Source organism: Geobacillus thermodenitrificans subsp. thermodenitrificans DSM 465, from assembly GCF_000496575.1.
Lineage (GTDB): Bacteria > Bacillota > Bacilli > Bacillales > Anoxybacillaceae > Geobacillus > Geobacillus thermodenitrificans.
Window position 1 is genome coordinate 168,794 of the sequence record NZ_AYKT01000005.1, and the last position, 20,616, is coordinate 189,409.

The window sequence follows — 20,616 nt, forward strand, 5'->3', positions numbered from 1 at the left end:
GCAAACAGCAAAGCCCCGCTTCCAATCACGGGAAGCGGGGCTAGCTATGTGTCTATACTTTTTTTATTTCTTTGATATGAGAAGCGTCACCTTCAACGATAACACGAAATTCATCATGATGCGCCTCAACGATTGTCACGCTCGTGCCGTACATATACGGAGGCGCCCAAAGATCATCGAGCGGCACACCTTTGAATGCCGCTATGAGCGTTTTCAGCACGACACCGTGAGTGACGACCAAGACCGTCTTCCCTTGATGCCGCGCAATGATGCGCTGCACCGCTTCAAGCGCCCGCTGTTGCACGTCCCAAAATCGTTCACCGCGCTGTGGCACATACAAATGGGGGGCGTTCCAAAAATGGTCGAACAAAACCGGATCCATTTGCTGAATTTCATCATGCGTCTTTCCTTCCCAGTCGCCAAGATGCATTTCACGCAACTGCTCGTCTTGATAAATCGGAATGGGCCGCTCACCACGGACGAGTTCCGCTGTTTCGAACGCCCGACCGCTCGTGCTCGCATAAATCGCTGTCAACTCGACCGCTTCAAGCCGTTGCCCAAGCCGTTTGGCGTCTTGCCGCCCTTTTTCGGTAAGCGGCGAGTCTTGCCATCCTTGCATCCGCTTTTCCACGTTCCACTGCGTTTCCCCATGTCTTGTTAAATACAGCGTTGTCGTCATCCTTCTCTCCGTCCCTCTATTCATCATTTCAATTACATATGAAGAAGCGAGTAATTCGGCATACGGTTTTGCCTCCATACTCTTAAGCCCAAAAGCACCCTATGGTTATTTCTCCGTTTCTACGCAAATGACCTGCTTGAACGATGCATCCTTTTTTCGCTAGTTTTGAAGAGTGATAGAAACACCGCATGATCAAATTTCTTTCACCAATGTTATCAACTCGATCTCTTCCGGTGTTTGTATCCGCTCTGTCGCGTAAAATCCATGTCGCTCATAAAAGCGAATGGCTGGCGCGTTGCTGCTTCCGGTCGTCACGATGATGTTACTTGCCGATGGCTCTTGCTTGATGGCAAAATCGAGCAATGCGCTCGCGATCCCTTGACGGAAACAATCCGGGTCAACCATCAGCCGGCAAAGGAAAAGCGTCTGTCCACCCCGCTCGTAAGCGATCGCCCCCACTAACTGTCCGTCGCGAAAATAGCCGAAAAAACGTTCGGTGCACTGTTGCAGCGTACCAACGGTGTCGCGAAGCGGCGGGAGCGCCGTGTTGCCAATGATTTGCGCTTCGACCGCGTACGCACGCTGCTGCAAGCGCAACACCTGAACAGCCGTTTCGCGATCCGTCACGTTGAGTTCCATGATCATCTTTTTCCCCTCCCATTAGCCCAACAAGCGGCCTAGTGAGGCCGCCTGCGGTTCCATCAATGAATCACCTCGTCCATCGCTTCCGGCAGCGAACGGTAACCTTTTTTCTCTTGGCCGTCTTTTCTGACCGTCCATTCCTGCTTTTCGAGCGCCAATTCGCCGCGTTCGTTCTGAATAAACGGCATATGGATCGTGATCATCTCACCATCTTTATTGATCGTATAGCCGACATAATAACGGTTTCCTTCACCGCGCTCCTCGAAAATGCCGACTTGATCAAGTCCGTACGTCTCCATCATCGGCTCGAGTGTGTCGATAAATTCTTCGAGAATCACTCTTCTTGGCGCAAACTCCATCTTTTTTCCTCCTCTTGCACAGTGATCGATTTTAGTGTGCGATAAGCGGAGGAAAATCATGTGCAGAAATGACAAGGTGACAATGGCCGGTCACCACAGACAGCGCGGTTGTACGGTTCGAGCCATTGCTGCAGCTTTCTCGCCTCATGCGAAGGATTCAAGTCACTCCATAGTGGCAATCCATTTTCGAAAGAAGCGACACTTGCGGCTCGGTCTCTATCTCTTCGGCTAACACTTCCATATCCAAGCTTTTTCGCCAAATGAATAGTTGTCTCCACGATCGTCCGCGTCGTTTGAATTTTCAACAATGCCACTATTGACACAAGCCACACCGCTAAAGCCGTGGAATCGTTGGAAACTCCCGTCTATATGGACAGGATGCTGGCTAACTCCCCCCCTATCCAGCGGTGAACATTGTCATGCTTTCCTTTTGAAGATTGTTATTTTCTCTTTCGGCAAAAAACTGTTGATTTTTTATGGACATCCTTAGATGTTAATAACATAAATCTCCAATAAACAGACATAGCATCTTGCATCGTAGGATTGATAGGTTGTTCGATGTTTCTTAGGGGATGACGTATTTTTTATCAACATCAAACTGAATCATCTTTAAGCCAGCATCAATCTTTTTAAGCTGTTGTTCAATTGGCGGCAAATCAATCACAATTTGTTCTGCCCTTCCCTCGCCTTTTTTGTTATTATCATAATGGAGCATAAATCACTTTTTTGTCAATTTCTCTGTCATGCATGAACTTGGAGTGGAGAACATGTTTGATGTGGATCATTTTATCGGTGAACGACAACCGAAACGTGCCAAATGGAACTCTTTCGTCTCCGGCTTTGCATCCTTAGGCATCTTTTTTACAATCACGATGGTAGGCATTGTGATTGCCCCTATTTTCTTTCTCATAGCGGCAATGATCGCATGGGTTCGCAACTCCCGCTACCCCGTTATCAAAATGACTTGCCTGCATTGTGATCGAAAACTGAAAGTTGAGCCAGAAGTCACGAAGTTTACATGCCCGTACTGTTGCATTACCCTAAGAAAAAACGGAGATGTTTGGAAAAAGGGAGATGTTGACTGGATAGAGTAAAAACATATCCAATATTTTTTAAAAACATCACAACAAACATGATAGACTGCTAAATACATCGATTTAAAAAATCTCCCTTCGGAAGCCAAAATATTTGCAAACTGTCTGTCACTTGAAACTGGACACGATCGATGGCTGATATTCGATTTCATCCAATCACGAAATTCATTCAAGAGGTCTATTCTCCTCATTCATTTTTCTGATTTCCTTGTTCTCTTTCAATATACGAGTTATTGTGGAGAAAGACTCGTCCTTTGGCAACCAAAGTTGGCGATTTAGATCCAAACCGGGGGCGCCAACTTCAATCAGTTTTGATAACTCGATTCCACTTTCCACCTTATGCCATTGATCGATCGGACAGAGCAACAAGCCCTTTACATCGTCTCCTGGACAACGTTTGCTCCAATCTTCCAGTTCAGCCAGAAACAAAGCAAAATAGATATACGGGCCTGTTGGAAGACCTGGAGCGTACGGTTGACAAGGATTTGGATTTGCAACTCTTTCCAATAATAGAGGGGCAGGACGGTCCATGACGGATACTTGATAGAGACGTTTAGTATCTTTATCGTGAAAATAGGTAACTGGTGAATGAAGAAGGTTTACTCCTGTGCTAAGTTCTTCTTTGGCTTCGCGTAATGCACAATCCCAGACTGACTCGCCTAGCTCCTGTCCTCCTCCAACTCCGCCCACTCTCCAGCAGGTATTTTCCATATCCTTTGGTAATCCATCTATGTTCAATGTCACAGGCAGACAATTTTCACGAGTGAGAACAACTCCTGCACAAAAGGGCTGGTTGTTGGTGATTTCCCCGATATGTAAAGAGAGTGTTCCCATCGATTTTTCAACTCCTTTACTTACCAATACGATCCCACGGCATTTGGCTAGATTACGATTCTTAACCATGTTTGTTCTTGGCTTGGTCCTCTAGACAAACCGCTCGATTCTCACCGACCAACTTAGCTTATGTAAGAAGCCACGTCTTGTGTTTACAATCTTTTCATACCATCGTTACCTCGGCATAGATCGAAATATACACTATGACCGTCACTTCCGTTTTTAAAAATCAACCAATTCCATCCAATGAAAAACGCCCACTAGCGGCCGACTGGTCATCCAGTTTGCCGCTGGCGGGCTTTAAGCGGACACGTTTGGCAACACGTTCCTCCTTTTGTTTGCACGTACAAGCAGCACGTCGTCCGTTGCATACCGCTCGCTCCTTTAAAGAAGCGGCGGAGTGGGTTGTCTTTTTGGCCAAACAGGCGGCCATCAGCTTCATAAATGAGGAAGCGGAAATCGTCCCGCAGCCGGTCGGCAACCGGGGCAAGCGACTCGTCCTCCAACCAACGTTCATATACCCAGTACACGTAAATCGCGACATTTTCCCATAAGACAAGCGGCGATATGCGCGTCAGGTGCCGCAATTGGGCGATGAGCGGCGCGAACAAACTGGCGAACACGTCATGAACAGCTTGCTCACGCCAGCGGCTGCGCTCAATGTCGCACACTTCCGCTTCCGGCGGCTCAAGGCGAAAACGCGGCATCCACATTTCCCCTTCGTCATCCGTATCCAGCCAAATTCGTCTAGGATCGAGCACAAGCCGCTTGTTCCATATCGACATGGCGTATAAGGCCATCGGCGCCAAAAAGCTTAACCGCTTGACAAGCATCGATGCCGCGACGGCGTCATTCGCCGCCCCCATCTCGTTGCGCACGTGCGCAACATACTTAGCGAGCTGCTCGTCATCATGAAGCAGCTGAGCAAACAACATCGATGACGAGACATTAGCGGTCCCGCTTGAGAAACGGTACGTTTCCAATGCTTTGATTTCTGCTTCGCTTAACCTCATCACGATACGCCTTCTTTCTGTAGAATGTGCCGCCCTTTTCCGTATGGGATGCAAAGCGGGGTGCCAAAGAGCGGGTCGTACGTAATTTGGCAGTCCATCTGAAATACATCTTTCACCAGTTGGCGAGAAATGACATGTTCTGGCTTCCCTTCTGCATACACTGTTTTGTCGCGAATGGCGACGAGATGATGCGCATATCGACAAGCCAAGTTTAAATCGTGGAGCACCATGACGATCGTCCGTTGTTCTTTTTCATTTAACTCAAACAATAAATCTAAAATGTCAATTTGATGTGCCAGATCCAAATACGTCGTCGGCTCGTCAAGCAAGATAATGTCCGTTTCTTGCGCCAGTGTCATGGCGATCCACGCGCGTTGACGCTGTCCGCCGGAAAGTGAATCAACCGGCCGCTCGGCGAGCTCCGTAAGCCCGGTCGCCGCTAAGGCGCGCGCAACGGCACGCTCATCTTCTTCGCTCCATTGCTTTAGCCACGTTTGGTATGGGTAACGCCCTTGCTTGACGAGCTGCAACACAGTCAGCCCTTCCGGAGCTGTAGGCGACTGCGGCAAAATGGCGAGCCGGCGGGCGATTTCTTTGGTCGGCTGTTTGGCAATCTCTTTTCCATCGAGCAAAACGGCGCCGCCTGTCGGCTTTAACAGTCGGGCCAAAGCGCGCAGCAGCGTCGATTTGCCACAGCCGTTCGCGCCGATCAACACCGTCACTTTTCCTTTTGGAATCGTTAAATGCAAGCGATCAATAATGAGCGCTTCCCCGTACGCTAAAGTCAACTCTTTCGCCTGCAGCGCTTCCATGCTTGCCCCTCCCTCATTATGTTTTCCGGCTTCGATACAACAAATAAATAAAATATGGCGCACCGAGTGCAGCTGTAAATACACCCGCCGGAATTTCTGTCGGCGCTAAAAGCATTCGCCCGGCGAGATCTGCTCCCATGACTAACACGCCGCCCAACAGCGCGGCCGTCGGAAGCAGCGCACCAAACGCTGAACCAACAAGCCGGCGCGCCATATGCGGCGCCATCAGCCCAACAAATCCGATGCCGCCGGCGAAGGCGACCGCTCCCCCAGTAAGCGCTGTGCTCAGCAAAACAAGCCCTAGACGTTGCCGTTCAACCGCGCTGCCAAGCCCGATTGCCAGCTCATCTCCTAATTCCTGCACATTAACATGCCGGGCCGCGAGCATAACCACAAGAAGCAGTCCAACGACCAATGGCGCCATGAACGAGACATGTTGCCAAGAGGCACCATATACGCTGCCGGTGATCCAAACGTTCGCCTGATTCGCTCGGTAAATCGGCCCGACGATCATCAATAGTGTTGTCAACGCCTGCATCAAGGCGGAAATGCCAATGCCAACAAGCACAAGCCGAAGCGGAACGAGACCATTTTTCCACGCCAACATATACACAACCCAAGCGGCAGCCGTAGCGCCGAGAAAAGCGGCAAGCGGCAACCAGTGAATGCTGACGGTGAGAGAGTTGTTTTCGTCGCTAAACAGCGCCAAAAAGGCGACGACCGCAGCGGCCGCCCCTCCGGTGATCCCGAGCACATCCGGTGAAGCGAGCGGATTGCGCACCATTCCTTGCAAAATCGCACCTGCTGCCGCAAGCGCCATTCCAGCCAGCCAAGCGACCAACACGCGCGGCAGACGGAACGTTAAAATGACCGTCTGGTGAATTTCCTCACCATAGCCAAGTAGCGCAGTGGCAGCTTCGACTGGCGAAATGCTCATCTCCCCGCTGCCGACGCTGACGAGAAAAAGCAAAACTGCAGCTGCCCCAAGCGCAGCGATCACAACAGCAGCTTTTTTGTCATAGAAAAATGATACATAGTTTCCCATTCGGACAGTGATGTATTTTTTCATTTCGTGGTGATCCCCCTGCGGGCAATGTAGACGAAAAACGGAACACCGATCAACGCGGTGACAATGCCGACGGGCACTTCACGCGGCATGAGCACGTAGCGAGCCCCAATATCAGCAGCCAACAGCAAAATCCCACCAAGCAAAGCGCAGTACGGAAGCAGCCAGCGATGGTCAATACCGGCCAGCGCCCGCGCCATATGCGGCACCATGATGCCAATAAAGCCGATCGGACCAGCGACAGCAACCGATCCGCCAGCGAGCAGCACGACTAACAGAGCAGCGGCGGCTTTGATCACATTCGTCCGCTGTCCGAGTCCTTTCGCTACATCGTCTCCCATCATTAAGATGTTGACATGGCGCGCCAACAACATGGCTCCGAGCCAGGCCGCTGCCAAATACGGAAAGACGGTTGCCAACAATTCCAACTTCCGGCCGGCGACCGATCCGGCCAGCCAAAAGAGCACTTCTTCGAGCGCTTTTTCGTTCATCGCCAACATCCCTTGCGTCAGCGAGGCAAATAAGGCAGCGACGGCTGTGCCCGCAAGCGTCATCTTCAGCGGTGTCAGTCCTTCTTTTCCTGCGGCGCTGATCACAAACACGATTGCCGCCGCCATTGCCGCCCCAATAAATGCGACCCATGACAACATTTGCATGGAAGAGATGGAAAAAAACGTGACCATAACAACAATGAAAAAACCGGCCCCTGCATTAATCCCGAAAATGCCCGGCGAAGCGAGCGGATTTCTCGTCAGCGCTTGCATGAGCGCCCCGGCCATCGCTAAGCTTGCACCGACCGCTGCGGCAATGAGCGCCCGCGGCAACCGGACCGTCGCCACAACTAAATGGGCGTTCGAGCCGTTATTGTCGATCAATGCTGTTATCGCCTGTCGCCAGTTCGTATCAGTATATCCGTATACAATGCTCATCCACATCGCAGTAAGAAGCAAGATGAATAGCCCAATGAGGCCAAGCGCTTTTTGCCGGTTTGTTGCTAACATTCTCCTGAGGTCTCCCTTGCTTCATTAATTATATATCTATCGTTAAGTCTATTTGATAATGACTCTCATCGTCAATAATTTTTTGTGATGTTCTCATATTTTTTAATTTTATATTGACAATGATTATCGCTTTTATTTATTATACTATCGTAAATGAAATTCATTATCAACACCAAAGGGGGACGTAACTGTGAAATTGAAACATCGCTCTCTTCTTTCCGTTTTCATCCTTTCTCTCCTTCTTCTCGCAGGCTGCGGCGGAAAACAGGAAGAAGCGGGCCAATCAGCGAAAGATAACGAACCGAAAGCAGAAGAGAGCTACACGATCGAACACGCCATGGGCACGACAGAAATCAAAGGAACTCCAAAACGGGTCGTCATTTTAACGAACGAAGGAACAGAAGCGCTTCTTGCGTTAGGCGTAAAACCGGTCGGCGCTGTCAAATCGTGGACTGGCGATCCTTGGTATGACCACATCAAAGACAAAATGGACGGCGTCAAAGAGCTTGGATTGGAATCGGAACCGAGCGTTGAAGCCATTGCCGCTTTAAAACCGGACTTAATCATCGGCAACAAAATGCGTCATGAAAAAATTTATGAGCAGTTAAAACAAATCGCACCGACCGTGTTCGCAGAGACGCTGCGCGGCAACTGGAAAGACAACTTTATGCTGTATGCGAAAGCGGTGAACCAAGAAGAGAAAGGGAAGCAAGTCATTGCCGAATACGACAAGCGCGTTGAAGACTTAAAAGCGAAACTTGGCGACAAACTGAAGATGGAAGTATCGATCGTCCGCTTTCTAGCCGGCGACGTCCGCATTTACCATAAAGACTCGTTCTCCGGTGTCATTTTGGACCAACTCGGCTTCGCCCGTCCGGAATCGCAAAACGTGAACGACTTCGCGGAAACAGGCGTGACGAAAGAACGCATCCCGGCTATGGACGGCGACATCTTGTTCTACTTTACATATGAAACGGGGGACGGCAAAGCGAACGAAATAGAAAAAGACTGGATCAACGATCCGCTCTTTCAAAACTTAAACGTTGCGAAACAAGGCAAAGTGTACAAAGTGAGCGACACAATTTGGAACACCGCTGGCGGTGTGCTCGCGGCTCATTTGATGTTGGATGATATTGAGAAATACTTCTTGGAACAACAATAAAGATACAACATGAAGCTGTACAAAACGGAGCACTCCCCTCGCTCCTTTGTGCAGCTTTTTTGTTCGCTTTTGCCGCCTCCCACTCCATTTTAAGGAAACAGCAGCGCGCCTGCCTGACGGCAAGTCCGTTGCCGCCTGGCGCAAAGTATGGTACATTCAAACTATGAAACGAATCGAAGAGAAAGGAAGAAGAAGGTTGAAACGTCCGACGTGGATCGCAGCATGCATGTTGTCGTTCAGCGTTCTGCTGTCAGGCTGTGCCGATGACAGCAGCCAAGAACAAAGCCATTCGCATATAACGAAAACCGCCAACGGCGATATTCGTGAAACAACGAAATCGATTGAGCATTTGCCAAGCTTTTTAAGCGTGTTTGAGGAAGACATGGCTGTGTTGTACCAACAAGCCGCCGAGCACCGCGAACTGCTTGAGAACATCCCGTGCTATTGCGGCTGCGGCGAAGCAGCGGGGCATAAAAACAACTACGACTGCTTCGTCTATGAAAATAAACAAGATGGATCAATCGTTTGGGATGACCATGGGACGAAATGCGGCGTCTGCCTAGAGATCGCCGCTGAGTCGATCGCCGCTTATGAAGCCGGAAAATCGGTGAAAGACATCCGTCACATGATCGATGAAAAATATAAAGAAGGCTATGCCGATCCAACGCCGACAAAGCCACTTTAATATCGACAAAAAAGCGCCGACTTCGGCGCTTTTTCTATTAAGACCGGACTCTTCTTCATTCTGATAGAGTCGGCTCCTCCAATGCTGCGAGGAAGATCAATGGCGGCTGAGGGCGGCATACAAATCATGCAATGTTTCAATGCCGAGCTCACGCAGTTCACCGAGCAAAATCGCCCAGAGCTTCACCATCGCTTCCACATCTCCGTCCGCTGTATGGCGCCGCGGACAGTCAATGCCATAGCAAGCGAGGGCATCGTCAAGCGTCGGGCACGGATGGCGGACAAGGCTGACTATTGGTTGCATATCGACAAAGCGCCAGCTCCATTTTTGCCGATAATGACGCCAAAGCACATGGCGCAAAAATGATAAATCATGGCCAATATGGTAGCCGACCAAGACACCTGCGGAAATAAATGGAACAAACGTGCGCAACGCCTCAGCAAGCGGTGGGGCGAACACAACGTCTTTCGCTTCAATGCCGGTCAAATCAGAAATATGTTCCGGAATCGGTTTTTCCGGTTTGACGAGCGTCATATATGTGCCGGTGACGAGACCATTGACCGTTTTCGCCGCTGCCATGGCTAAAATTTCGTCACCTTGCTGCGGCGAAAAACCGGTCGTTTCCATATCGATGATGACGAACGGAATATCGGTCAAACGGTCATGCCAATCAATGAAACGGTCTTTCTCTTTTTGCAGCGAGCGAAGCCAGCTTTCGTGCTGCAGTGACTGATCGTTGCCCAATAAGGCGGGCGATGCTCCGCGCGGAACGCCCAGGGCCAATAAGCGAAGCGCCCGCTGCCAAAAACGGTGCCGGTCATTCATACATCCCGACCACCCGGCGAGCAACGAAGCGCTGCAACCGCTTCGCGGTGCGCATCGCCTGCTTCAGCTGCTTTTGCTCCGCCCGGTTGAGCGTCTGCCATAATACATATTCCCGCCCGTCTTCCACCTCGGTGCTGTATTTAAGGCGAATATAATAGTAAACCGCAAGCGCCTCTTGAACATCAATAGAAAGCGCTGACGGCAATGCCCCGGACTCTGCTAGCATCCGCTGCCGCTCTAACGTCGTCACCGCTGGCACGCGCGTTAGACAAGCAAGCCATTTCAAAGCGTTAGCGATCTGCACATAACCACTTTGTTTCATATGAATCGCCCCACTGTGCGGACCCCATCGTTCTGTTTGCACATTGCCAAACCAACCGAGCGGAACACGAGGAAATTGAACATGTTCCCCCATGCGCGCCAACAGCAGCGGCCGGTCAGCAACCTCCGCAAACAACGCCCTCCTCCCTGCATCAGCCAATTCGACGTCACCATAAAGCGGCCGCATATCCATCGCGATGTACAAAAAGCGAAGGTCGTTTGGCCATCCGCCATCTAAATAGGAAGATAGCTGCCGTTCCCAGTCGCTCATCGATTGCGCCCAACGCTTATTAGTTGCCATCACATAGCCAGAACAATACGGATAACCGATCTCATACAGCATCTTCGTCCCGATGGCCGCCATATGGCGAATAAACTCGTAACAGCCCTTCTCCTCTTCTCGAACGCAAGTAAATAAGATGCCATGATCTTGATCCGTCCACACCGTCGGCTCGCGTCGGCCGATGCTCCCCATCACATACCAACACCAGGCCGACGGCCGGATGCCAACAGCCCCTTTCACTGTCTCCTGTTCGGCAAGGAAAAATACGCGACGAAACATGGCTTCATGCACGCCGACCACCTCTTCCGCCAGCTGTTCGATATGCTCAAGCGCCAGCCATCGCCGCAATTCGCGCACCAACTCGTCATGGCAGAAACGAAGATCGGTAACCGACTCGGCCGTTTTCAGCCGGTCGGTTACCGCTGCCAACATCGCTTTCTTCTCCATCTTTATCGCTGAGCGGCTGTCTTCGGCTGATAGGCCGGATCAAGCTGTTCCGGATAGCCGTAAGCGCCGTGTTCGCTAATATCAAGCCCGGAAATTTCTTGCTCCGCTGTGACGCGCAGCCCGATCGTTTTCTTCATGACATATAAGATGGCAAACGAGACGACGGCCACATATATCGCTGCACCCACCACACCAACCGTTTGTACAATCAACTGATCGAATCCACCACCGTATACTAAACCGGCTTTGCCGACACCGGTGATTTCCACTAAGCGTGGCGAAGCGAAAAATCCGGTTGAAATGGTGCCGATGATGCCAGCAATACCATGGACGGAAAAAGCGTAAATCGGGTCGTCAATCCCTTTACGTTCGAAGTAAACGGACGTCCAGAACGTGAACGATCCCGCGACAGCCCCGATAATGACCGCTGCCCACGGTTCAACGAACGCGCATGCTGCCGTAATCGCAACCAATGCCGCTAACACGCCGTTGACCATCGCCGGGATGTCCGCTTTGCCGACTAACACTTTTGCTGTCAAGATCGCGGCAATCGCTCCTGCCGCAGCAGCCAAATTCGTTGTCAGCGCGACATAGCCGAAAAACCCATCACCAACTGCCATCGTACTCCCAGCGTTAAAGCCGAACCAACCAATCCATAAAATCAAACCGCCAATCACGGTATAAACTTGGTTATGCCCAGGAATGACATTCGGTGTTTTGTCTTTATTGAACTTGCCGATGCGCGGTCCAAGCAATACAGTGGCTACAAGCGCCGCGATGGCCCCTTGCAAATGGACAACTGTTGAACCAGCGAAGTCTTGCATTCCCATTTGTCCGAGCCAGCCACCGCCCCACACCCAGTGGCCGATGACTGGATAAATAACGATCGTAAAAATCGTTCCGAAAACGAAATAGACAGACAGTTTCGCCCGTTCTGCAAAGCCGCCCCAGGCGATGGCAAGCGACACACCGGCAAAACCGAGCTGAAATAAAAATTTAAGTGCCAATGGCACATTCGCCCACGACAGCGAATCAAACGTCCCTTCCCCTTCTTGTAAAAACCACCCTTCCGTTCCGATGAAGCCGTTTCCTGCTCCAAACGTAATAGCAAAGCCAAATGCCCAAAACGCTAAAGATGCGAGCGCAAAGCTTAAAATTTGTTTGCCGGCCACATGCCCGGAGTTTTTCATGCGTGTCGATCCTGCCTCAAGCAAGGCAAACCCCGCTTGCATGCCAATGACGAGCACCGCCGCGAGCATCACCCAAAGAGCATCAAGACCAAACATCAATGTTTTCTCACCCATGTACATCCCCCTTTTTGTTATTTGTTGTTACTTTTATATGTTATAATATATAACATGGTTAAGACGAATACAACGTATATTTTTATAGAATCCGCTTTCATAAATAAAAACTTTGTTAAGTTTTCTAACAAAAAGGAATGCCCCTCATCATGAAGGGCATTCCTGCCATGTTACGCAACGCGAATGAGCTTGCCAAACGGTACACGCGGCATATAATCATCCGGGACAAGCCAAAATACCTCATAGTTCACTTCCAATTCTTCGTAAAAATATCCAGTCACATCGGTGATATAAAATAACGTATCGATTTTTTGCGCAGCGGCCCATTCGAGCACTTCAGTGTACGACGATTTTCCATGCTTGAAATATTTAAGTGTAGCTATACCAACTGGAGATACATCGCGAATTTTAAAATCCGCTTGGACGAGCAACGTGTCCGGACGCAATTTCTCAAACAGCTTGATGATGTTTTGAATCAGCACCGGACGGGACGGCCGGTTCGACGTATCGATCGCCAATGCGATCGATTGGTCTTTCCGTTCTTTGAGCAACGCTAACAAAGCCCGCTGCCATCTCACGATGATCATCCCCCTTGTATCGGTGAATCGTCGTGCGCACTACTAGTATAGACGGCAATGGCAGAAAGTACGAACTGTTTTTCTTTCCTTTTTCCCCTTCCTTTTCACAAACAAGTCGGAGATTTCGTTAGCACAAAAAACGCCAAGGACTCATTCCTTGGCGTTTTCCGCGTCCTTTGGCGCTTTACTCTGACCGGAGAGGGGAATGTCCGGTCCGTTTTCTTGGTCAACTGCTGCCTCAACGGTTCCTTCCATATACGCATCGCTTACTTGTTCATGCGTTTCAGCCAACGCCGCTCCAAGAAACGAATCTGATTTATAATCAGACGGGGCATATTGCCGTCCGGCGATCTCGAGCGCTTGTTTGTTCTCCGTCATCGTTATTCCTCCTTATTCATTCCCAATTCACTTATTAATGTGGAACAGGTGTAGAAAATAAAAAGAGGAAGTTTTTGGATTATGCATGCATACACTGTGGCAAACGCGGCAAACTAACGATAAACACCGAAAAGAGAGGATGATGGCCAATGAGGCAGCCAAAACAAAATGACAGCCTTGAACAACAACGAAAAAAGCAACAGCCGGAAAAAGAGAGGGAAAAACAGCCGGGATACGGGGATAAAAAACTAGAAGGGCCGAACTCCCCGGCGGAATAAAGGCGGCAGGATAAGATGAAACATTTGCTGGCGTTAGTGCTAAAATATTTGCTTACAACGACCGTCATGTTCGCCATTTTGCCGCTGTTTTTGCGCGTTTCGTCGGCGGAAATATTATGGTTCAGCCTTTGGCTGACGCTTGTCGCCTATGCGCTCGGCGACTTATACGTTTTGCCGCGCCTCGGCAACGTTTCGGCGACGATCGCTGATTTTGGCCTCGTATTTGTCGCCACATGGATTGGCATCGGTGCGTTTTATGATACCGCCGGCGGCGCCATCTTAAGCGCGGCGTTTTTCTCTGCTTTGCTCGTTGCATTCGGGGAATTGTTGTTTCACGCTTACGTATTGCGGTTTGTCATTGGCCAACATGAAAAAGAAGACGTGCCGCTCATCGGCAGCCAATGGCAAACGGAGACAGCGGAAGAGTTTGACGTCCGCGCCACCCGTTCCGACGATCGGGAAAGCGAACAGCCGGGGCAAGAAAGCAACCGACAGGAACAAGAACCTCCCAATCCCCCCATTTTGTAAGCAGCGGATAAGCATCAAATGGCCAATGCTCATCAGTGACGAATTAAACACTCGCTGCTCCACCTGTTCCCTCATCAACAGGAACCTTATAACAGTAAAAAACGGGTGTCTTGTCGTCTGCAAGACACCCGTTTTATACGACGAAATTCGCTTTATTCTGCTTGTACGGACTAGACACTATCTTTTCGTCCTCCGGCAATGCTCAAAACACTGCCGTCCCTCTTTATTGTTCCGGCCGCTTCAACGAGAGCAGCGTCTGTTTCAGTTCCGCCTCCATCGCCGCTAGCTCACGTTCAGCCTGCTGCCGTTTCAAGCGGCCCTCAGCTTGAATTTTTAACGTTTCTTCGAGCGTGGTAATCAAATTTTCTTGCGTTCGCTTCAACGTCTCCATATCGATGAGGCCGCGCTCATTTTCCTTCGCAATTTCGATGCTATTCGTTTTTAACATTTCCGAGTTGCGCAACAAGAGTTCGTTTGTCGTTTCGGCAACCCGCTTTTGCGCTTCAGCCGCCTTTTGCTGGCGGAAGAGCGTTAAAGCAATCACAACTTGATTTTTCCAAAGCGGAATCGCATTTAAAATCGATGACTGGATACGCTCAACAAGCGTTTCGTTCATATGCTGGATCATGCGGATTTGCGGCGCCGTTTGGATCGTCACTTGCCGGCTAAGCTTTAAGTCGTGCACCCGCTTTTCAAGCCGATCAGCGAACTGCCGCAAGTCCTGAACCTCCTGCCATGCCATTTGGTCTCCGGAACGCTCGGCAGCGGCCTGCTTTTCCGGGATCATTTTCGTCCGTAGCTCCTCAAGCTTATATTCGGCCGCCGCAATATAAATATTGAGCGCTTCAAAATAGTCTTTATTTTTCTCATAAAGCGTCTCAAGCATCATCACATCGCGAAGCAGTCCATGCCGGTGTTTCTCAAGCTGGTCGGCGATTTTGTCAATTTCGACGCCGATTTTTTGGTATTTCGCCACGATTCCTTGCAGCGGTTTGGCCACCGTACCAAACAGACGGGACAACCATCCTTTTTTTGCCGGCATGAGATCATCCGGATTAACTTCTTTAATTTTTGCCATTAGCTCACTAATCACTTCACCGACCGGGCCTGCATCTTTCGTCTGCACATGATGCAAAATCGTATGAGAAAACTTCGATAGTTCTGCTTGTGCGGCCACGCCGTACTGTAAAATGGCCTGTTGGTTGGCTGGGTCGATTTGCTTGGCGAGCGCCAGCGCTTTTTCCCGATGTTCTGGCTTTAACGTCTCAAGCACGCTGGTCGGCTTATCTGCTTCTTCAGCCCGCGACACAGCCGGTGAGGAAAACGGCTGAGCCAACAGTTCATCGAGCGTGCTTGTCCGTTCCTGTTCGCGAAACAAGTCGATTGGTTCTATCTCACGATTCCGTTCATCCATTGTCATTCCCCTTTCCTTGACGGCAGCAAATGAAGACGATCCGGTTGTTGGAGCGATTGCTCAAGTACTTTCGCTTCCGTCTGAAGCGACCAAACATCGCTTGATAACACTTCAAGCAACTGCCGCTCTGCCGCTTGGGTCAGCTCGCCGAGCAGCCGTTCCGTCCTCCGCAGCGCTTCTGCCATGTCGGCGTTTTGCACAGGTTGTTGCGACAAGTATACGTATTTTTCAACCATCTCCACCGCTGTCGGCCACTCGTTGAGGAAAAACGGTTGGACAAGGCGGAGCTGATGCGGTTTTTGTTCAACCGCACGAATGATCCGGTCGACGACCGCGCTCAACCGGGAAACGGTTTGCCACATGGCCACCGAGCGAAGCCGGAAACGGGCGCGGCGCACCCGTTTCCATAACGCGCGTGCCTCGCGAAGCTGGCTGCGGACATATGCCTGCTCCTCAGCCGACACGTCGGCTACCAAACGGCGCTGCCGTCTTTTCATCACAGCAGATACCCCCCACATCGCTCCCATCCCTGATAAGAGTGAGGGCAAAAAGCGAAAATCAGCGGCGATAAATACAGTGACCGCAACGATGATTCCAACGTTCCATGAAACAAACCAACGCCATATCGTGCGAAGCAGTTGCTTCATTGTCCATCCCTTTCTTCATCTTTTTTTCTATTATAGCACGTCCATTTTATATACGTACAATCGCCTCGAGAAGTTTCATCGCCAACCGGCACGTATAGGACAATGGCCGTTTTGAATAGGCTATATTAAACGAGGCAAGCGAAAGGGGGATGGCTATGAAGGCGATCGATTGGCAACTTTTCTCGTTTGTCGCCGTCTCATTGCTCAAAGAGTACTGGTGCTATGTCGGCCTGCCGCGCGTCTATTACTGGAGGGCAGCCGATGATGATCAAAAAGCCGCCTAGCGGCTGAAGGAGGGGATATGATGCAGCCATGGCACCGTCCCGCCCCATCCCGTGCAACGATGACTGTCATCGGCCAAGGAACGGTCACTGCAAAGCCGGATACCGTTATGATTGCGCTTGGCGTCCGCACCGCGCATCAGAACGTTCAAGAAGCACTAGCCGACAACGCCCGGCGCACCAACGATGTCATTGAGGCATTAAAAGCAGTCGGCGTCCGCCCGGAAGATTTCGAGACGACCGCCTTTTCGATCATTCCAACGTACGAACATCCCGACGGCGCAGCCGTCTTATCCGGATATGAGGTCGAGCATTGGCTCAACATCACCGTCCGCGATCCAAAAACAGCCGGCTCCATTTACGAAACAGCTGTCGCCCACGGGGCGAATCTTGCCCGCGGCTTAGAGTTCCGCCTAGCCAACGAACAAACTTACTATCAACAAGCACTGACGCTAGCGGTGAAAAACGCAAAAGAAAAAGCCCTGGCCATCGCCCGCACTCTTGGCTTGCCGCTTCACGACATACCCGTCGAGCTGAAGGAACGGCCGACAAGCCCGCCGGCACCATACAGCCCTATCGTTCTTAGCGCTTCCTCATCATCGCCGCCTGTGCAGACGCAAGATGTCACCATTACCGCCATCGTCGAAGCTGTATTCGCCTATTCGTTCATTTCGTGATATCGACTTCACGAACGCGGGCGCCGCCGAACAGCTCAACGCGGGCTGTCTTCTTTTTGCCATCCGGATGAACAGCCGTCACTGTGTATGCGCCTGGCAGATACGGGCCGATTTTTTTGACGAACGGGTCTTTTGTCTCCTCCTCCTTCACTTTTACCCCGTTGACGACGAGCGTCGCTTCGGAATCAGCGACACGGGCGTGGATGAAATATAGAGCCGGTTCAAACACATATCGATTTTCAAACACATGAATCGTAAACACCGGCGGATGGGACGTCAATCCTTTAATATACACTTGCTTGCCTTCGCTCTGACGAGCAAACTCCTCATCAAGCATTTTATACGCCTCCGGATGCTGGTCGAAATAGGCAAACAAAGGCGTTAGCGTTTGGTCATTGAGCGGTACCGTTTCATCCGTCACCCGCAACATCACCTGCAAGGCAGCGGCATTGCGATCTTCGATGGCCCCTTTTAACCTCATGATGGCGATCTCACGCCCTGCCGTCGTTTTCAACGCGCCGTATCCACTCCAAATCAGCGCACCCATCCCCCATAGGACAGCGAAAGCAAAAAGCAACCAACCGATGAAACGGTATTGTTTTTTTCTCTTTTCCCTGGACAAAACACGTGCTTGTTGGCGCTTCTCGTAGCGCGCCATCGCTGCAGCACCGTCTTGTCCGCTCCCCCCCTGAATCATATCCGGTTCAGACGTGTGCGGTTTCATGATCGCTTCCCCTCTCCTTCTCTTTATCTAGTTCCACTTTATGTTAGAGATAGGGAATATATGTTACACGAGCGTCGACGCGCTTTTTATTATAATGATGCATAAAAAAAACGGGTAGCCGTTTGCACTACCCTGTCATCAGGAAAGAGAAATATCGGATCGCTGCGCCCGTCCTGCTTGCTGGAACATCCACGCATACAGCCCTGCGCTTGCCAATGCGAGTATGCCGAGAAATGCAAATGTCCACGTATAGCCGATCCAAGTCACTGCGGCAAGAGAAAACGGTGCCAACATCCGGCCGATCGTAAAACGAAGGCTCGCCGCAGCAAAATATTGGCCACGCATATCCTCAGGCGCCAACTTCGACACAAACGACTGCTGCAAACCGGCCGTCATCAGCTCGGCCAGCGTAAACAGTCCCATTACTAACATCAACCCAACGATCGATGTCGTATGGCTAAACAGCCACATTGTGACGCCGTATAAAATCGACGAACCGATAAACGCCCATCGTTCGTCGTAGCGCTCCATATAGCGCGCCACCATCACTGTGCCAAGCACGACAAGCAGCCCGTTTTCTGCAATCAGGAGCCCAAACGCACTAGTCCCATCTATCGTAAAACGCCCCCATAATGTTTCCCCTTCGATTGTTTCTTTTGTATACACAGGAATTAACAAATCCAGCTGCATGAACGTTTGCGCCACCAGCACCCCAGCGGCGATAAACAAGAAAAAGGTGCGGTCGCGAACAATGACGGCGTATTGCCTTAGTTGTTCGCGCCAAAACTGCGGCCACTCCTCCACCTTCTTCCTGCCTGCCGCCAACGAAGCCGTTTCACGCAACTGTTTAGCCAACAGTGTCGCCATCGCGAAGCATGAGCAGGCCGCGGCAAGCAACAACGCAAACCGGTGATTCGCATAAAATAGCCCGCCGATCGTCGGACCGATGACAACCGAGACGTTGACAGATGTATAAAACACAGCAAATACATGACTTCGATCTTTTTCGGGCACAACATCCGCCACCATCGCCTGGCTCGCCGGCCAGTAAAACGCCCCACAAATGCCGGCAAACGTAAAACATAAAAAGCCGACGAGCGGCGACGACCACCATGGGGAACTAGCCAAGGCAAAAATAAAAAACGCCGCCCCCTGTCCGTAAGCGGATAACACCATCATCCGCTTGCGCCCGAACATATCGGCGCAATAACCGCCTAGCAAATTGGCAACAACAGAAAATACCTGTGAAACGATCAATAGCACACTTGCGGTTTCCTTGCCAAATGATTCGGCAAAATAAATGGCCATAAACGGAAAAAACATCCAAAAGGTTGTATTCATCAGCGCCTCGCCAAACAGCCGAACTTTCAAGTTGCGATCCCAGTCGCGTATTCGCATCGTCGCGTCCTCCGTGATCTACAGACTCATTTCAACCTGCTGAACATTATAACATAGTTTTCTATTTTTTGTTAGAGAACTATGCTAGCAAAAAAAATCCTGTCCATCAGACAGATGGACAGGATGGGGAAAGACGCCGTTCTTACTTGCGGATAAATTGCTGCGTCCAAATATAGCCGTTTTCTTCAAAACCAACGCCGATATGTGTAAAGTTTTTGTTCAAAATGTTGGCCCGGTGACCTTCACTGTTCATCCACGCATTAACCACTTCTTGCGGTGTGCGTTGGCCTTTAGCAATGTTTTCCCCAGCAGCTGTGTACGAGATGCCGAATTTTTTCATCATCTCAAACGGGGAGCCGTACGTCGGGCTGTTGTGCGAGAAGTAGTTGTTAACCGCCATATCGCGTGATTTTTCACGGGCGACTTTGCTGAGGGCTAAGTCGACTTGAAGCGCTGGCAGACCATGTTTTGCCCGTTCTTTGTTCGTCAATTCAACGACTTGCTGCTCATACGCATTTAAGCCCGTTGTTTCTTGTGTTGTAGACTTTGGTGCCGTTGCTGGCGTTTTTGCTGGCGCTTGCGTATTAGCTGCCGGTTTCTTCTCTGGCTGTTTGACCGTTGCCGGCGCTTGCGGCTTCGCCTCTGTCGGCTGTTTTACCGTTGGTTGTTGTGCCTGTTTAGCCGGTTGGATCGACACAAACGGGAAGTATTGTTTCAACCATTTTTCCAAATCTTGAACGTTTGTATTCGTATATTTTACTTGATACACGTTCGTCGTCGGGCATGTCGTCCCTGCTGCTTCCGTTTTCGTCGTTGCCGCAAACGAAGCACCGATGAGTGCAACCGAAGCGGCGATCGTGGCTACCATTTTCTTTTTCATTGGAATTCCTCCTTGGTTTCTATTTTCAAAGTTTCAAAGATTGTTGCGTCTGTCAATGAGGCTCGCGTTGTTCGATAAGGACCGTTCCGATGTCCTCTCACCCGCATCCCCATTATACCACGGGGTTTTTGTAATATTTTTGGTCCAAAATGGAAAAAGGAACATGTTGGCAACCCCTGGTTAAAAACACGATTGTTTTCATTGCCAGAGAAACACTGATTGCCGATGGCTACAACAATTGGAAGACACATCCTTTCACTAATGTTGACTCCTTTTTTTCCTCTATTACTCTAATGATCTATATTT

General features: G+C 50.4%; 26 protein-coding genes. 7 read left to right on the plus strand and 19 right to left on the minus strand.

Translation table 11 applies throughout. From position 1 onward, the window contains the following. Nucleotides 1-52: 52 nt before the first annotated feature. The 4 genes from DSM465_RS0106085 to DSM465_RS19410 all read right to left on the minus strand — a co-directional run bounded on the left by DSM465_RS0106085 (nucleotide 53) and on the right by DSM465_RS19410 (nucleotide 2,395). On the minus strand, nucleotides 53-679 hold the full coding sequence (locus DSM465_RS0106085; protein WP_008879393.1) for a histidine phosphatase family protein: 627 nt from the start codon (nucleotides 677-679) through the stop codon (nucleotides 53-55). 192 nt (nucleotides 680-871) lie between these two features. Next, nucleotides 872-1,324: a GNAT family N-acetyltransferase gene (locus DSM465_RS0106090; protein ID WP_008879394.1), complete on the minus strand. Its 453-nt coding sequence runs from the start codon at nucleotides 1,322-1,324 to the stop codon at nucleotides 872-874. Between the two features lie 56 nt (nucleotides 1,325-1,380). After that, entirely contained in the window at nucleotides 1,381-1,680 is a 300-nt protein-coding gene (locus DSM465_RS0106095) for a DUF5634 family protein (protein WP_008879395.1), read from the minus strand. Between the two features lie 565 nt (nucleotides 1,681-2,245). Then, nucleotides 2,246-2,395, minus strand: a complete 150-nt coding sequence (locus DSM465_RS19410; RefSeq protein WP_155121003.1) for a hypothetical protein — start codon at nucleotides 2,393-2,395, stop codon at nucleotides 2,246-2,248. A 52-nt stretch (nucleotides 2,396-2,447) separates the two neighbouring features. Between DSM465_RS19410 and DSM465_RS0106105 the strand changes: the two genes are divergently transcribed. Further along, the gene (locus DSM465_RS0106105) at nucleotides 2,448-2,774 is read left to right on the plus strand and encodes a hypothetical protein (protein WP_008879396.1); all 327 of its coding nucleotides are present in this window, start codon (nucleotides 2,448-2,450) and stop codon (nucleotides 2,772-2,774) included. Between the two features lie 165 nt (nucleotides 2,775-2,939). On the opposite strand, the gene DSM465_RS0106110 is transcribed toward DSM465_RS0106105, so the two are convergent. From DSM465_RS0106110 to DSM465_RS0106130, 5 genes are all read right to left on the minus strand, one after another. Further along, nucleotides 2,940-3,608, minus strand: a complete 669-nt coding sequence (locus DSM465_RS0106110; protein ID WP_008879397.1) for an NUDIX hydrolase — start codon at nucleotides 3,606-3,608, stop codon at nucleotides 2,940-2,942. Between the two features lie 275 nt (nucleotides 3,609-3,883). Next, entirely contained in the window at nucleotides 3,884-4,621 is a 738-nt protein-coding gene (locus DSM465_RS0106115) for an IucA/IucC family C-terminal-domain containing protein (RefSeq protein WP_008879398.1), read from the minus strand. Further along, on the minus strand, nucleotides 4,621-5,433 hold the full coding sequence (locus DSM465_RS0106120) for an ABC transporter ATP-binding protein (RefSeq protein ID WP_008879399.1): 813 nt from the start codon (nucleotides 5,431-5,433) through the stop codon (nucleotides 4,621-4,623). The genes DSM465_RS0106115 and DSM465_RS0106120 overlap by 1 nt, the downstream gene beginning before the upstream one ends. Nucleotides 5,434-5,449: 16 nt before the next feature. Then, complete coding sequence (locus DSM465_RS0106125) at nucleotides 5,450-6,502, minus strand: FecCD family ABC transporter permease (RefSeq protein WP_008879400.1); 1,053 nt, start codon at nucleotides 6,500-6,502, stop codon at nucleotides 5,450-5,452. After that, a complete protein-coding gene (locus DSM465_RS0106130; protein WP_008879401.1) occupies nucleotides 6,499-7,500 on the minus strand; it encodes a FecCD family ABC transporter permease in 1,002 nt (333 codons plus the stop codon). The genes DSM465_RS0106125 and DSM465_RS0106130 overlap by 4 nt, the downstream gene beginning before the upstream one ends. 190 nt (nucleotides 7,501-7,690) lie before the next feature. Here DSM465_RS0106130 and DSM465_RS0106135 point away from each other — a divergent pair, with 190 nt between their 5' ends. Next, complete coding sequence (locus DSM465_RS0106135; RefSeq protein WP_008879402.1) at nucleotides 7,691-8,662, plus strand: ABC transporter substrate-binding protein; 972 nt, start codon at nucleotides 7,691-7,693, stop codon at nucleotides 8,660-8,662. A gap of 196 nt (nucleotides 8,663-8,858) precedes the next feature. Further along, the gene (locus tag DSM465_RS0106140; protein ID WP_008879403.1) at nucleotides 8,859-9,347 is read left to right on the plus strand and encodes a PCYCGC motif-containing (lipo)protein; all 489 of its coding nucleotides are present in this window, start codon (nucleotides 8,859-8,861) and stop codon (nucleotides 9,345-9,347) included. A gap of 96 nt (nucleotides 9,348-9,443) precedes the next feature. Here the strand turns inward: DSM465_RS0106140 and DSM465_RS0106145 are convergent, their stop codons facing one another. The 5 genes from DSM465_RS0106145 to DSM465_RS0106165 all read right to left on the minus strand — a co-directional run bounded on the left by DSM465_RS0106145 (nucleotide 9,444) and on the right by DSM465_RS0106165 (nucleotide 13,483). After that, on the minus strand, nucleotides 9,444-10,172 hold the full coding sequence (locus DSM465_RS0106145) for a 3'-5' exonuclease (RefSeq protein ID WP_011887269.1): 729 nt from the start codon (nucleotides 10,170-10,172) through the stop codon (nucleotides 9,444-9,446). Then, a complete protein-coding gene (locus DSM465_RS0106150) occupies nucleotides 10,165-11,208 on the minus strand; it encodes a DUF294 nucleotidyltransferase-like domain-containing protein (RefSeq protein ID WP_029760907.1) in 1,044 nt (347 codons plus the stop codon). Before DSM465_RS0106150 ends, DSM465_RS0106145 begins: the two co-directional genes overlap by 8 nt. A 17-nt stretch (nucleotides 11,209-11,225) precedes the next feature. Further along, a complete protein-coding gene (locus tag DSM465_RS0106155) occupies nucleotides 11,226-12,527 on the minus strand; it encodes an ammonium transporter (RefSeq protein WP_029760908.1) in 1,302 nt (433 codons plus the stop codon). 170 nt (nucleotides 12,528-12,697) lie between these two features. Beyond that, a complete protein-coding gene (locus DSM465_RS0106160) occupies nucleotides 12,698-13,105 on the minus strand; it encodes a VWA-like domain-containing protein (RefSeq protein ID WP_008879408.1) in 408 nt (135 codons plus the stop codon). A gap of 150 nt (nucleotides 13,106-13,255) precedes the next feature. After that, nucleotides 13,256-13,483 carry a YozQ family protein gene (locus DSM465_RS0106165; protein ID WP_008879409.1) on the minus strand — a complete coding sequence of 76 codons (228 nt, stop codon included), beginning with the start codon at nucleotides 13,481-13,483 and terminating at the stop codon, nucleotides 13,256-13,258. Nucleotides 13,484-13,632: 149 nt separating this feature from the next. Between DSM465_RS0106165 and DSM465_RS20065 the strand changes: the two genes are divergently transcribed. Further along, nucleotides 13,633-13,761, plus strand: a complete 129-nt coding sequence (locus DSM465_RS20065) for a hypothetical protein (RefSeq protein ID WP_008879410.1) — start codon at nucleotides 13,633-13,635, stop codon at nucleotides 13,759-13,761. 15 nt (nucleotides 13,762-13,776) lie between these two features. Continuing rightward, entirely contained in the window at nucleotides 13,777-14,289 is a 513-nt protein-coding gene (locus DSM465_RS0106175; RefSeq protein WP_029760909.1) for a YndM family protein, read from the plus strand. A 223-nt stretch (nucleotides 14,290-14,512) separates the two neighbouring features. Here the strand turns inward: DSM465_RS0106175 and DSM465_RS0106180 are convergent, their stop codons facing one another. Then, nucleotides 14,513-15,703, minus strand: a complete 1,191-nt coding sequence (locus DSM465_RS0106180; RefSeq protein ID WP_029760910.1) for a toxic anion resistance protein — start codon at nucleotides 15,701-15,703, stop codon at nucleotides 14,513-14,515. 2 nt (nucleotides 15,704-15,705) lie between these two features. Further along, complete coding sequence (locus tag DSM465_RS0106185; RefSeq protein WP_008879413.1) at nucleotides 15,706-16,350, minus strand: 5-bromo-4-chloroindolyl phosphate hydrolysis family protein; 645 nt, start codon at nucleotides 16,348-16,350, stop codon at nucleotides 15,706-15,708. Nucleotides 16,351-16,499: 149 nt separating this feature from the next. Here DSM465_RS0106185 and DSM465_RS20070 point away from each other — a divergent pair, with 149 nt between their 5' ends. Beyond that, the gene (locus tag DSM465_RS20070; RefSeq protein ID WP_257788513.1) at nucleotides 16,500-16,634 is read left to right on the plus strand and encodes a hypothetical protein; all 135 of its coding nucleotides are present in this window, start codon (nucleotides 16,500-16,502) and stop codon (nucleotides 16,632-16,634) included. Between the two features lie 20 nt (nucleotides 16,635-16,654). After that, nucleotides 16,655-17,308 (plus strand): SIMPL domain-containing protein, encoded by a 654-nt coding sequence (locus tag DSM465_RS0106195; RefSeq protein WP_029760911.1) that lies wholly within the window; start codon nucleotides 16,655-16,657, stop codon nucleotides 17,306-17,308. Here the strand turns inward: DSM465_RS0106195 and DSM465_RS0106200 are convergent. From DSM465_RS0106200 to DSM465_RS0106210, 3 genes are all read right to left on the minus strand, one after another. Further along, nucleotides 17,298-18,032, minus strand: a complete 735-nt coding sequence (locus DSM465_RS0106200; protein WP_029760912.1) for a zinc ribbon domain-containing protein — start codon at nucleotides 18,030-18,032, stop codon at nucleotides 17,298-17,300. The genes DSM465_RS0106195 and DSM465_RS0106200 overlap by 11 nt on opposite strands. Before the next feature lie 138 nt (nucleotides 18,033-18,170). Further along, nucleotides 18,171-19,430: an MDR family MFS transporter gene (locus tag DSM465_RS0106205; RefSeq protein ID WP_008879417.1), complete on the minus strand. Its 1,260-nt coding sequence runs from the start codon at nucleotides 19,428-19,430 to the stop codon at nucleotides 18,171-18,173. Between the two features lie 142 nt (nucleotides 19,431-19,572). Further along, nucleotides 19,573-20,310: a CAP domain-containing protein gene (locus tag DSM465_RS0106210; protein WP_011887263.1), complete on the minus strand. Its 738-nt coding sequence runs from the start codon at nucleotides 20,308-20,310 to the stop codon at nucleotides 19,573-19,575. Between the last annotated feature and the right edge of the window lie 306 nt (nucleotides 20,311-20,616).